8 protein-coding genes are annotated in these 13,826 nt (G+C 68.2%); all 8 read left to right on the top strand.

From position 1 onward, the window contains the following. Positions 1–129: 129 nt before the first annotated feature. The 8 genes from ACTHJF_RS04215 to ACTHJF_RS04180 all read left to right on the top strand — a co-directional run bounded on the left by ACTHJF_RS04215 (position 130) and on the right by ACTHJF_RS04180 (position 13,491). Positions 130–1,509, top strand: a complete 1,380-nt coding sequence (locus ACTHJF_RS04215) for a DegQ family serine endoprotease (protein WP_440260274.1) — start codon at positions 130–132, stop codon at positions 1,507–1,509. A 203-nt stretch (positions 1,510–1,712) separates the two neighbouring features. Next, positions 1,713–3,077, top strand: coding sequence for a LysM peptidoglycan-binding domain-containing protein (locus ACTHJF_RS04210; protein ID WP_440265999.1), 1,365 nt, complete (start codon positions 1,713–1,715; stop codon positions 3,075–3,077). 5 nt (positions 3,078–3,082) lie between these two features. Then, positions 3,083–3,787: an HAD family hydrolase gene (locus ACTHJF_RS04205; protein ID WP_440265998.1), complete on the top strand. Its 705-nt coding sequence runs from the start codon at positions 3,083–3,085 to the stop codon at positions 3,785–3,787. A gap of 134 nt (positions 3,788–3,921) precedes the next feature. Continuing rightward, a complete protein-coding gene (locus tag ACTHJF_RS04200; RefSeq protein ID WP_440265997.1) occupies positions 3,922–5,301 on the top strand; it encodes a leucyl aminopeptidase family protein in 1,380 nt (459 codons plus the stop codon). Positions 5,302–5,349: 48 nt separating this feature from the next. Beyond that, positions 5,350–6,672: an aspartyl/asparaginyl beta-hydroxylase domain-containing protein gene (locus ACTHJF_RS04195; protein WP_440265996.1), complete on the top strand. Its 1,323-nt coding sequence runs from the start codon at positions 5,350–5,352 to the stop codon at positions 6,670–6,672. 120 nt (positions 6,673–6,792) lie between these two features. Next, a complete protein-coding gene (locus ACTHJF_RS04190; protein ID WP_440265995.1) occupies positions 6,793–9,672 on the top strand; it encodes a TonB-dependent receptor domain-containing protein in 2,880 nt (959 codons plus the stop codon). A 111-nt stretch (positions 9,673–9,783) separates the two neighbouring features. Then, a complete protein-coding gene (locus tag ACTHJF_RS04185; RefSeq protein ID WP_440265994.1) occupies positions 9,784–11,634 on the top strand; it encodes a sulfotransferase in 1,851 nt (616 codons plus the stop codon). A gap of 102 nt (positions 11,635–11,736) precedes the next feature. After that, positions 11,737–13,491: a M1 family metallopeptidase gene (locus ACTHJF_RS04180; protein ID WP_440265993.1), complete on the top strand. Its 1,755-nt coding sequence runs from the start codon at positions 11,737–11,739 to the stop codon at positions 13,489–13,491. Positions 13,492–13,826 lie beyond the last annotated feature (335 nt).

Raw genomic sequence — 13,826 nt, 5'->3', positions numbered from 1 at the left:
TGCGACACCCCGCACATCGCCTCGCCGGAACCCATGCGCGCGGCGGCAGTCGAACAGCGGTTCGCGGCGGCGGATGATCGGTCGCTCCGCGCCGCATGGCACGAGATCGCACGAACGAGGAGGAAATCGATGAAGCACTGGATGGGTCGCATCACGCGCACGCTCGGACTGTGCAGCGTGCTGGCGCTGGGCGCGCTGCCGTTGACCAGCCGCGCAGCGCTGCCGCCGGCGGTGGATGGCCAGCCGATGCCTTCGCTGGCGCCGATGCTGCACAAGGTGACGCCGGCGGTGGTGAACATCTCCACCAAGACGCGCGTGCCGGTGCGCGATCCGTATTTCGACGATCCGCTGTTTCGCCAGTTCTTCGGCCTGCCCGACACGCCGCGCGAGCGCACCGAGCAGAGTCTGGGCTCGGGCGTGGTGGTGGATGCGGCCAAGGGCTACATCCTCACCAACAACCACGTGGTGGGCGGCGCCGACGACATCACGGTGACGCTGCAGGACGGGCGCAACTTCAAGGGCACGCTGATCGGCACCGACCCGGATACCGACGTGGCGGTGGTGCAGATCAAGGCCAGCGGGCTGCAGGCGCTGCCGATGGCCGACTCCTCCAAGCTGCAGGTGGGCGATTTCGTGGTGGCGGTGGGCGACCCGTTCGGGCTGGGCCAGACGGTGACCTCGGGCATCGTTTCGGCGCTGGGCCGCTCAGGCCTGGGCGGCACCAACTACCAGAACTTCATCCAGACCGATGCCTCGATCAACCCGGGCAACTCCGGCGGCGCGCTGGTGAACCTGCGCGGCGAACTGGTGGGCATCAACTCGATGATCTTTTCGCCGTCGGGCGCCAGTGCGGGTATCGGCTTTGCGATTCCCACCAACCTCTCTGGCGAGGTGATGAAGCAGCTCATTGCGCACGGCAAGGTGCAGCGCGGCAGCCTGGGCGTGCAGACGCAGGACATCACCCCGCGCATCGCCAAGCTGCTGGGCGTGAGCAACACCGAAGGCGCGGTGGTAACGCGGGTGAGCGAGGGCTCGCCGGCGGCGGCCGCGGGCATCGAGCCTGGCGACGTGCTCACCACGCTCAACGGCAAGCCGCTGCGCGACAGCGACGAGCTGCGCAACAGCGAGGGCCTGCTGCCGCTGGGCAGCGAGGTGACGCTGGGCCTGCTGCGCGAGGGCAAGACGCGCCAGGTACACGCCACGCTGGCGGCGGAGAAGCTGGCCACGGTGGAAGGCGCGCGGCTCGACCCGCGGCTGACCGGCGTAAGTTTCAGTGAGCTGAGCCAGAGCGAGCGCTCGCAGGGGCTGGCTGGTGTGCGCGTCACCGCGGTGCAGCCGGGCAGCATCGCCGCGCGCGCGGGGCTGCAGCAGGGCGACGTGCTGATCGGCATCGGCAACCGCCGCATCACCAGCGTGCGCGGGCTGCAGGCGCTGGCCGGGGTGCGTCCGCGCCAGCTGGCGCTGGCGATTGCCGACGATCAGGGCATGCACTACGTACTGATGAACTGACGCGCCGGCTAACGACCGGCGCACAGGCGGACAGTGAAGCGGCGCACAGGGGCGCCGCTTCCTTAACGCCAGCCATTGCGCGTGCTTGATGTTTGGGGGGCGGACCGATGAAATAGCCCTCTTTCCGCCTTGCCCCTGCCCGCAAGGCGCCGCGTTACGCCCTGTGGTTTTCCCAAGCACGTCGTCCGAGGTAGCTCATCATCATGTCCGTCCGTCTAGTCCGTCTGCTGCCTGTCGCCCTGATCGGTGCCTGCCTCGTCGCCACCACGCCCGTTGTCGCCAAGACGCACGGATCCAGCGGCAAGTCCGCCCACGGCAAGTCCGCGCCGAGCGCGAGCGGCTCGCTGATCTGGCGCGGCGACGTGACCGTGGCGCATGGCGTGGTGACCGACGTGGCGCAGGCCTGGCAGAAGGCCGGCCACGGCCGCATCGAGCTGCAGACGTTCAATACCGCCTCGGGCCTGGATGCCGTGCGCACCGGCACGGCGGACCTGGCCGGCGCGGCGCGCGGCGCCAGCGGCAGCCCGCAGGAAGCCGGCCTCACCTTCACGCCGGTGGCGTGGGACGGCCTGGTGATGGTGACGCACCCGTCCAACCCGGTGAGCAGCCTCACGCTGTCGCAGGTGCACGACATCTACTACGGCAAGATCACCAACTGGAGCCAGGTGGGCGGCAAGAACGAGCCGATCGACCTGTACGCCGTGGCCAGCCCGGCCGACGGCGTGGAGTTCAGCCTGCGCAAGCTGCTGTTCGGCCGCGGCACCCAGCCGGTGGCTGCGCCGCGCCTGTACGTGAACACCACCAAGCTGCAGGAAGGCATTGCGCTCGATCCCAAGGGGCTCGGCGCCACCACGCTGTCCAACGCGGTGGGCAACCCGAAGATGAAGATGATCCGCATCAACGGCGTGGCGCCCTCCACCAGCACCGTGGCCAGCGGCAGCTATCCGTTGTTCACCCAGCTCTACCTGATCACCAATTCCAACAGCCCGAAGGCCGCGCAGACGCAGGAGTTCGTGGACTTCGTGAACTCCGACGCGGCCAAGGCGGTGATCCGCCGCCACGGCCTGGTGCCCTACCAGGACGGCGCCACGCTGGCCTCGATGGACGACGCGCGCCGCGCGCGCATCCTGGCCGAAGTGGGCGCCCGCGCCGTGCCGCCGACCGCCGCCAAGCCGCCGATCGCCGCGCCGGGCGCCACCTACGCTTCGCAGGCGGCGCAGGCGCCGACCTCCGAGCGCACGCTGGCCGCTCGCCAGGCGCTGGAAGAACGTCGCGCCAAGGAAGCCGAAGCGAAGAAGGCCGCGGCCGCGCCGCGTGCGAGCCTGGCCGGCGTGAGCGGTGAAGCCACCACGGTGGAGAAGGCCGACGACAGCCGCTTTGCCAAGGTCACCGCCACCGCCTACGACACCACGCCGAAGGGCGCCAAGTCGTACAAGGTGAGCCGCGGCGACACGTTGTTCTCCATCGCGCGCAAGCACTCGGTGGATGTGGCCGACCTGCGCCGCTGGAACCACCTCACCAGCGACAGCGTGAAGCCCGGCCAAACCCTGGTTGTCAGCCAGCACTGATCGCCGTGGAGGGAGGCATCCGCGCGGTCACGCTGGACCTGGATGACACGCTGTGGCCGGTGCTGCCGGCGCTGGAACGCGCCGACCAGGATGTGGATGCCTGGTTGCGCGAACACCATCCCGCGGTGGCGGCGGCCTGGCCCATTCCGGCGATGCGCGAGCTGCGTGCCCGCATCGCCGCCGAGCGGCTGGACCTGGCGCACGATTTCACCACCCAGCGCCACCTGACCATGCGCTACGCGTTCGCCGCCTGCGGGCTGGACGAGGCGCCGGTGGAAGCGCTGTGGGAGGTGTACTTCAGCGCGCGCAACCGGGTGGAGCTCTACCTGGACAGCTTGCCGGCGCTGCGCCGCATCGCCGCGCGCTGGCCGGTGGCCAGCCTCACCAACGGCAACGCCGACCTGGAGCGCGTGGGCATCGCGGCACACTTTCGCCACCACGTGAGCGCGCGCGAGGTGGGCGTGCCGAAACCGCAGCCGCAGATTTTCCACGCCGCCGTATCGCAGCTCGGCGTGGCGCCGCACGAGGTGCTGCACGTGGGTGACGACCCGGTGCTCGACGTGGCCGGCGCGCGCGACGCCGGGCTGCGCACGGCCTGGATCAATCGCCGCGGCGATCCCTGGCCGACGGAGCTCGGCGAGCCGCCCGAACTGGACTTGCCGGACATGGCCGCCCTCGCCGACTGGCTCGAGGCACAGCATCCGGCGTAGGCAGCGATCGCCCAAAGCGCGCATCATGTCGCGTTGTCCGATGTGCCCGTTGCGAACGCGCTGCGTTTCCCCGATGTCGGACGACACCTAATCACGCCAGCGCGCCGGAGACGGCGCGACGCCAAGGAGCCTTCATGTCCGCCCTGATCGAACGCAAGCGTGGCGACCGCCGCAGCATTCCCGTCGAAGCCGTCACGGCCGCCAGCCTGTCCGCCGCGCGCAAACGGCTAAGCGCCGCGCAGAAGCGCTGGCTGGACGAGTGCGCCTTCACCACGGCACCGGGCACGCACGCGCTGCTGTCCGACGCCAACGGCAAGCTGGTGCGCGTGCTGGCCGGCGTGGAAGGGAACGACGCGCTCGGCGCGCTAGCCGGCCTGCCCGGCACGCTGCCGGTGGGCGTGTACCACCTAGCCGAGGAAGGCGTGGCGCTGGACGCGCAGCACGTTGCGCTGGGCTGGGCGCTGGGCGCCTACCAGTTCACCCGCTACCGCAAGGCGCGCCGCGCGCCGGCCACGCTGGCCATTCCGGGCGACGACCTGAAAGCGCTGGCACCCCTGGTGCAGGCCACCACGCTGGTGCGCGACCTGGTCAACACGCCCACCGAGGACATGGGTCCGGAACATCTGGGCGATGCCATCACCAAGCTGGGCAAGGCGCACAAGGCCAAGGTGCGCGACTGGGTGGGCGACGAGCTGCTCAAGCACAACTTCCCCACCATTCACGCGGTGGGCCGCGCCAGCCATCGCGCGCCGCGCCTGATCGAGCTGAGCTGGGGCAAGAGCGGCGATCCGAAGCTGGTGATCGTGGGTAAGGGCGTGTGCTTCGACACCGGCGGGCTGGATCTCAAACCCTCCGACGGCATGCGCTGGATGAAGAAGGACATGGGCGGCGCCGCGCACGCTATTGCGCTGGCCTCGCTGGTAATGGAGGCGAAGCTGCCGGTGCGGCTCACCCTGCTGGTGCCGGCAGTGGAAAACGCGGTGAGCGGCAACGCGATGCGCCCGGGCGAGGTGATTACCACCCGCGCCGGCATCACCGTGGAAGTGGACAACACCGACGCCGAGGGCCGGCTGATTCTGTGCGACGCGCTGGCCTACGCCAGTGAGGGCAAGCCCGACCTGATCGTGGATTTTGCCACCCTCACCGGCGCCGCCCGCGTGGCGCTGGGCCCGGACCTGCCGGCGCTGTTCGCCAATCGCGAGGAACTGGCCGACGCCGTGCTCGCCGCCGGCAAGCGCACCGCCGACCCGCTGTGGCAACTGCCGCTGTGGCGGCCGTATCGCAAGATGCTGGACTCCTACCTGGCCGACATGGCCAACGCCGGCGGCTCGCGCCATGCCGGCGCGATCACCGCGGCGCTTTACCTGGAGCGCTTCGTGCCCGAGTCGCAGGCGTGGATGCACCTGGACACCTACGCCTGGAACGACGCCGACCGCCCCGGCCGCCCGCGCGGCGGCGAGGCGATGGGCCTGCGCGCGTTCTTCGCCTTCTTGCAGAGCCGCTACCCGCGCTGATCTCCCTCGGCCATTAGCGCGGGCTTACCGGTCGGGTACGCTGCGCCCATGACGACGCCGATGGACCACCGGCCGCAGACCGCCACCGCCGACTGCCGCGCGCAGGCGCAGGCGGCGTTGCAGCGCGGCGACCTCGCGCTGGCCGAGCAGGCGTTTGCGCGTCTGCTCGAGCAGCTCCCCACCGACGCCGAAGCGCTGCAGTTTCTGGCCTCGCGCGAGCTCGAGAGCGGCGATGCAACGCGGGCGATCGCGCGACTGCGCACTGCGCTGCAGGCGCATCCGCACGATGCAGCAGTGCTGCATCAGCTGGGCGCGGCGCAGGTGCAGGCCGGTGATCTGGCAGGTGCTGCGGACAGCTTGCAGGCGGCCCTTGGGCTGGCACCGGGCTTGTTCGTCGCGCAGCTGCGCCTCGGCGTGGTGTTCGAGCAGCAGGGGCTACGGCGCCAGGCCGCCATGACCTACCTCGGCGCGATCAACGCTGCCCAGGCACAGGGCCGCTGGCTCAGCGACGACACCACCGCGCCAGGGCTGCGCGATGCCGTGAAGCACGCCACGCGGTATGTCGCCGCCACGCGCCGCGAACTGTTCGACGCCGTCATCGAGCCGCTGCGCCAGCGCTACGGGCGCACGGAACTGGCCCGAGTCGACCAATGTTTGGCGATCTATCTGCACGAGCTGCCTGCGCCTCTACCCGATCCGCGGCAGCGCCCCCTGTTTCTGTACTTCCCGGGTGTGCCGAGCCAGCCGTTCTATCCGCGCGAGCGCTTTTCCGAGCATGCGCGGCTGGAGCAGGCGGTGGAGACGATACGTGGGGAACTGCTCGCGGTGCTGGCGAGCGCGGACGACCCGCTGGTGCCGTTTCTGGGGGCACCGTCGGCCGAGGCGATGGCGGCCAACCTGCTCGGGGCGACCGGCGCGGAGGCGGCCGCCTGGGACGCATTCTTTTTCTACCGCCACGGCGAGCGCTACGACGCTAACTGCGCGCGCTGCCCGCACACCAGCGCATTGCTCGACACACTGCCGCTGGTGCGCATTCGCGACCACGCGCCGGAAACGCTCTACTCGGTGCTGCGCCCCGGCACCCACATCCTGCCGCACCGCGGGGTCACCAATACGCGGCTGGTCACGCATCTCCCGCTGATCGTGCCGCCGGATTGCGCCTTGCGCGTGGGCGGCCAGACCCATGTGTGGGAAGAAGGCCGCTGCGTCACGTTCGACGATACCTTCGAGCACGAAGCGTGGAACCACAGCGCACAGACCCGGGTGGTGCTGATCCTGGACAGCTGGAACCCCGACCTGACCGAGGTGGAGCGGCTGGCAGTGACCGACCTGGTCGCGGCTATCGGCGACTTCAACCGCTCAGGCTTGTAGCGCGACGTAGGTCCCGTCGCTGCGCCCCGGCACTTGCTGGCCGATCTGCCCTTGCTGGCATACTCGAGACGCTTGAAAAAGCGGGAGTTGGAGGGGAATCCACTTCACCGGGGAGAGCATATGAAACACGACTTGAATCGCTTGTCGTTGGCAGTGCGTACGGCGTTGTGCGCGGGGATTTTCTCGGTGGCCGGAGCGGCGCAGGCGCAAGCCACCACGCCTGACAATCCGCAGTCCACGGACCAGACGGCGCCGCCGTCCAAGAAGGACGCGAAGACCCTGCAATCGGTGGTGGTGACCGGCTCGCTGATCAAGCGCGTCGATGTGGAAACGGCCAGTCCGGTCGTGACGCTGGATCGCTCGACCCTCACCAATTCGGGCAAGCCCGTGCTTGGCGACGTGCTGCAGCAGTTGCCCAGCATTTCGGGCAATGCCACCAACCCACAGAACAACAGCAACGGCGGCGGCGTGGCCAGCCCGTTGCTCGAGGCCGGCGATGGCGCTTCGCGTGTTTCGCTGCGCGGCCTGGGGATCAATCGCACACTGGTGCTGGTGGACGGCCAGCGCATGTCCAACCCGGACATCAACCTGATTCCGCCGGACATGATCGAGCGGGTGGACGTGCTGGCCGAAGGCGCGTCGACGGTGTATGGCTCGGACGCGATCGGCGGCGTGGTGAACTTCATCCTGCGCAAGAACTACAAGGGGGCGCAGTTCAGCCTCAATGACGGCATCTCCAGCCATGGCGACGCCAAGCGCCACGGCTTCAACCTCACCGCAGGCACCACCGGCGACGGCTACAGCATCGCCGCCGGCCTGGACTACAACAAGTACGACGAGACCCTGGCCGCGCGGCGCAAGTTCTCCCGCCAGCAGCTGTACCTGTCCAGCGGCGCCGTGGTGGCGGCTGGCTCCAGCTCGATCCCGACCGGCCGCATCCAGGTGCCGGCCTCGGTCGCCGCCCAGTACGGCTGCGCCGTCAACTCGTCCGGCACCGCTCAGGTGACCCTGGCGTCGGGCGATGGCTCGGCACTGGGCGATTACCGCTGCCGTCTCGCCTCCGATACCTACAACTACGCGGCGCTCAACTACATCCAGACCGCGCAGAAGCGCACCAACGGCTTCGTGCTGGGCAGCTTCAACATCACCGACAACGTCACCGCGTTCGTCGATGCGTTCTACAACCACACGGTGTCCAGCGGACAGGATGCGCCGTCGCCGGTGGGCACCGGCGACGGCCTGATCATTTCCGCCAGCAATCCGATCAACCCGTTCGGCATCACCTTCAGCCAGAACCCGGTGAACGGCGACCCGAACAGCGGCTACAACTTCCAGACCCGCCTGACCGGTGCCGGTACGCGCGTGCACAGCTACACCACCAATACCGGGCAGGTGAACGCGGGCTTGCGCGGCAACTTCGGCGAGAGCAGCAGCTGGATCTGGGATGCCTCGGTGAACTACAGCCACACCAAACGCGACCAGCGTGACACCAACGAGGTGGATATCCCCGCGCTGCAGGCTGCCGTCGACGGTGGCGCGAACATCTTCAACCAGGCAGACCCGAGCGTGGGCTCGCTGTTGAGCGCGGGCGTGAAGACACCGATCTACGTGTTCACCCAGTCGACCAAGCAGGCCCAGGTGGACGCCAGCGGCGACCTGTGGGACCTGCCTGCCGGCACGATGCAGCTGTCGGTCGGCGCGCTGTATCGCAAGCAGTTCATGAACTACACCGTGAGCGACTTCGCGGTGCTCGACCCGGTCACCACCACCTGCCAGATCCTGCAGGAAGCCTGCGGCTCGCCCGGGCGCGGCAGCTTCAACGTCAAGGAGGTTTTCGCCGAGACGCTGATCCCGCTGCTGGCGGACAAGCCGTGGGTGCGTTCGCTGAACATCGACCTGGGTGTGCGCAGTTCCAACTACAGCACCACGGGCACCACCACCAACGGCAAGGTGGCGATCGAGTGGCGACCGTCCGACGACCTGCTGGTACGCGGCACGGTGTCCCAGGTATTCCGGGCGCCGAACCTCAACGAGCTCTACGACGGCCGCACGCTGGTGCAGCCGAACCTCAACGATCCTTGCGTGGGGTTGAGCGCAGCCGACCTGGCGGCGCATCCGGTGGCCTGCCAGTACGTGCCGGTGAACTGGGCCGGCAACTCGCCGGCACAGGTCAACACGTTCTATTCCGGCGCCGCCACGGTGGGCGCCACGCTGAAGCCGGAAAAGGGCAAGTCGATCGACTTCGGCCTGGTGTACGACCCCGACTGGCTGCCGGGCGTGTCCACCAGTTTGGACTTCTGGCACATCTATCTGTCGGACACGCTCACCGCGATCCAGGCCGACACGGTGGTCAGCTCGTGCTTCAACAATGCCGCCAGCCCGTACTGCTCGTTCATCCATCGCGAGGACAACACCAGCAAGCAGCCCGGCCAGGTGTTCCTGATCAACACCCCGGTGGTGAACCTGGGCAACCTGAGCACCAGCGGCATCGACTACACGCTGCGCTACAAGCTGCCGCACTTCAACGTGGGCAGCATGGACCCCGGCAACTTCCGGGCGGCACTGAACACCAGCTACACCTCTACGTACAACGTCAACGCCACCCCCGGTCAGGTGGGAGCCAAGACGATCAACTACGCCGGCACCTTTACCCCGCAGTTCGGCAACATCGCGCGCTGGCGCGGTACGGCCACGCTCAATTGGGACAAGGGCAACTGGAACGCCCAGTGGCAGTCGCGCTACATCCATCGCCTGACCGCCCTCAATGCCGACGCCGCGATCACCGGCGTGAACATCCCAGTGGCTTCGGTGATCTATCACTCGATCCAGCTGGGCTATGCGGTGCCGTCGATCCACACCCGCTTCGACGTCGGCGTGGACAACATCTTCGACAAGCAACCGCCGCTGCTTTATCAGAACGGCTCCAACTACAACGTGGACACCGCCACCTATGACGTTCTCGGCCGTTATTACTGGGCTCGCGCGACGGTGAAGTTCTGATGGCGTAGCACGCCGGCAAAGGCCGCAGGGCCTTGATGGCATCCAGAGGGGCCGTGGGTCACCCGCGGCCCCTCTTGCATAATGCGGGTGCCGACTTCGAGTGAGAGACGCATGCCGGATCCCGCCGCCCACCTCGCCAGCGCCATGGCCAGCGCCTACAACGCCGGCGACATGGAGCGTGTCATCGCGCTGGCTGCCCAAGCCGGTGACCAGGTCGACGAGGGTATCCAGGTATGGCGCGGACTGGCCGAGCAGGCCACCGGCCGCTACGACGAAGCCGCAATCACGTTTCGCCAGCTGGCGCAGCGACGGCCGGAAGTTTCCGCCTACTGGAACAACCTGGGTGTCGCCTGTCGGCTGAGCGGCGATACGGATGCCGCCGAACGGGCGCTGTCTAAGGCTCGCTCGCTCGCTCCCGACGATGCCGACGTGCTCTACAACCTGGGCCTGCTCTACATCCAGCAGCATTGTTGGCTGCTCGCGCGCGAGACTCTGCTCGACGCCGTGGACCGCTCGCCGGACTTCGTCGAAGCGCGCCTGCAGGCTGCGTACGCGTGTTACGTCTGCGCAGACAACACCTGCCAGGAAGCGATGCTTGCCGGGGCGGCCGACTGGCCCGCCCAACCGGCAGAGCAGGCACTGATCCTGGCCGCCATGCTGTCGACCCAGGGCGACCTGGAGGCGGCCCTGCGCACGCTGGCACGGGCGCAGTTGCCGGGCCCGCCGCAGGGCGACCTTCTGCGGCTGCGCATCGCCGCGCAGCGGGCCCTGCTGTACGAGCGAAGCAACGCACTGGAACCGGCGCGGCAGGCACTGGAGCAGGCGCCACTGGCGACACTGGATGCGCTGCCAGCGGATGCCAGCCAGGCACGCGCGGACGGCTGGCGCGCGCACGCCGCACTGGCGGTGCGCGCCGGGGCCTGGGCCGATGCCGCGGCGCTATACCAGCGCGTGCTCGCGCTGCAGGTCGACGCCGAGGCTCGTGCCAGCGCCGGCTTCGGCTTGGCGACTGCATACGATCGGCAGGGGCTGCACGCCGACGCATGGCAGGCCTTGAACACGGCCCACGCCGCGCAACTGGAGATCGCCCGCGAGGTGGTGCCCGAACTGCTGGCGCCGGACAGTCAGCCGCTGCAGATGGTGGAGGTGGACCGCGATGCGTACGCCCGCTGGCGGCCGCTGGTCGCCCCCGCCAGCCGGGAGAGTCCGGTGTTCGTGGTGGGCTTCCCTCGCTCGGGTACCACGCTGCTGGAGCAGATGCTCGATGCCCATCCGGCGTTTCGCTCCATGGATGAGCGCGCCTTCATTCACGAGCTGACCGAGCGCATGGAGCAGGTCGGCCAGCGCTACCCTGCGGACCTGGCGAACCTGACGGCGACCGAGGTGGAACAACTGCGGGCAAGCTATTACCGCATGGTCGGGCGCGTGCTTCCGGATCTCGGACAACGCCGGCTGGTCGACAAGAATCCGCTCAACATGCTGTGCCTGCCGATGATCATGCGGCTGTTCCCGCAGGCGCGTATCGTCCTGTGCCTGCGCCACCCCTGCGACGTGCTGCTCAGCTGCGCCATGCAGTCGTTCCGCTCGCCGGCCTTCATGGTGTTGTGCTCGTCCCTGCCGCGGCTCGCGCGCGGATACGTCGCGGCTTTCGAGCAGTGGTTTCGGCAGGTGGAAGTCTTTGCGCCGCAGGTGATCGAGTGGCGTTACGAGTCCGTAGTGGAGCGTCCGAGCGAGCACCTCGCTCGCCTGGCGGCGTTCCTCGACGTCGCCGACGCCTCACCCATGGCGCGGTTCGCCGACCATGCACGCAGCAAGCGCTTCATCAGCACGCCAAGCTATGCCCAGGTCACCCAGGGCATCAGCACCCGGGCAGTCAATCGCTGGCATGGCTACCGCGAGCAGTTCGAACCGGTGCTGCCTTTGCTGCAGCCCATGATCGACCGCCTGGGCTACGGCCACTGAGCCACCTGTCTCCGACGCGCTGAAATCAAACGTGACTTCCGGCCTAGTCGCGCCGATCGCCCACGCGGCATGCTGCCCGATTGGAAACACCAAGGAGCTCCCATGCATCCACGCTTGTCCACGCTGGCGCTCGGCGTAGCGCTCGGCCTCGTTGCCTGTGCCAGCACCGCCGCCGGGTCGCCCGCGATCCAGCAACCTGCGCTCACCCCACAGACGCTGAGCTCCGGCGGGCCGATGCCGGTGGAGCAGACGCGGGTGCATTTCGATCACGCCGAGCTGCACTTCACGCTCGACATTGCGCATCGGCGCCTGAGCGGCGACGCGCGACTGACCTTTACCGCCACGGCGCCGACCGACGTGCTGGTGCTGGACCTGGATCGCAACCTGCCGATTGCCTCGATCACGCTGGGCGACCAGCCGATGGCGCCCAGCAACTGGAGCAACCCGACTGGCCGGCTGCGCATCGCGCTGCCGCATGCGCTGGCCAAGGGTGAGACGGTGACCGTGGGTATCCGTTACGGCGGCACGCCGCACGTGGCGAAGAACGCGCCGTGGGATGGCGGATTCGTGTGGAGCACCACGCCGGGCGGCAAGCCCTGGGTGGCCAGCGCGGTGGAGGGCGAAGGCTGCGACCTGTTCTGGCCGTGCATCGACCAGCCCACCGGCAAGCCGGACCTGGTCGACACCTGGGTGACCGTGCCGAAGGATCTGGCCGCCCCGGGCAACGGCGTGCTGGTGGGCGTCGAGGACCATGGCGCCACGCGTACCTGGCACTGGCGCATCAAGCGTCCGGACACCTATGCCATCTCGATCAACGTGGGCCCGTTCAAGGAGCTCAAGGGCAACTACGCCAGCCGCTACGGCAACACTATCCCGATGGAGTTCTGGTACCTGCCCGAACACGAGGCGCAGGCCAAGGAGCTGTTTGCCAGCTTCACGCCGATGCTCGACTTCTTCGAGCAGGAGATCGGGCCCTACCCGTTCGGCGACGAGAAGATGGGCGTGGTGGAAACCCCGCACAAGGGCATGGAGCACCAGACCCTCAACGCGTACGGCAACCACTACGCGAAGGACGGCTACGGCTACGACTGGCTGCTGCAACACGAGTTTGCGCACGAGTGGTTCGGCAACCAGGTCACCAACGTGAACTGGGACGACATGTGGCTGCACGAAGGATTCGGCACCTACATGCAGCCGCTGTACGCGCAGTACCTCAATGGCGACATGGACTACTACGCGATGCTCCACACCGAACGGCTGAGCGTGAAGAACGCTTTCCCGATCGTCTCGGGCAAGCCGCACGCCGAGCATGAGGTGTACGACGCCGACCGTGGCCCGGCCAACGACATCTACTTCAAGGGCTCGCTGGTGCTGCACACCCTGCGCGGGCTGATTGGCGACGATGCGTTCTTCCAGAGTATCCGCGAGCTGGTGTATGGCCGCCCCGACCCGAAGCCCGGCAATTTCCAGCCGCGCTACGCCACCACCAAGGATTACATCGACATCGTCAAGCGGGTCACCGGCAAGGATTACGGCTGGTTCTTCCAGGCCTACCTGTACGACGCGAAGCTGCCGCAACTGGTGCGCGAGCGACACGGCGATACGCTGGCCTTCCACTGGGTGACCCAGCACAACGAGGCCTTCCCGATGCCGCTGGAGGTACGCGTGGGCGACAGCGTGCAGACGCTGCCGATGACTGACGGCCGCGGTGAAGTACACGCTGCGCCGGGCACGCTGGTGATCGTCGACCCGCACTCGAAGGTGCTGCGCGACATGCCCCACATCGACGCCTTCCGCCACTGGATGGAGGAGCAGCAGAAGGCCAAGGCCCAGGCGGAGGCCAAGCCCAAGAAGTAGTCTGCACCGCCGCCCTTTGTAGGAGCCCGCTAGCGGGCGATGCTCTGGCTCTGATGCGCCCCAAGAGCAAAAGGCATCGCCCGCGAGCGGGCTCCTACAGGGGGAGAGCACGGCGCGAGTTACGGGGTATCGTCAGACGACGTTGTTGTGCGGTATGCGTTCCGCCGAGGGATGGAGGAACGAAGGAAAGCTGAGCTTGCAAGGCGACCGGGCTAAGGAGCCCCCCTACCCGCCGCCTCCTGTAGGAGCCCGCAAGCGGGCCGTGAAAAGGGGGTGGTGGGGCACCAAAAACACAGGCCAACCCCCCGTGCGGGGCCCAACGGGGGCAAAAAAAA

Origin of the sequence: Dyella sp., from assembly GCF_051962475.1 — a bacterium.
Taxonomy (GTDB): Bacteria; Pseudomonadota; Gammaproteobacteria; order Xanthomonadales; family Rhodanobacteraceae; genus Dyella_A.
The sequence above is the reverse complement of the archived record's forward strand: the minus strand, read 5'-3'. Positions and strand labels throughout refer to the sequence as shown.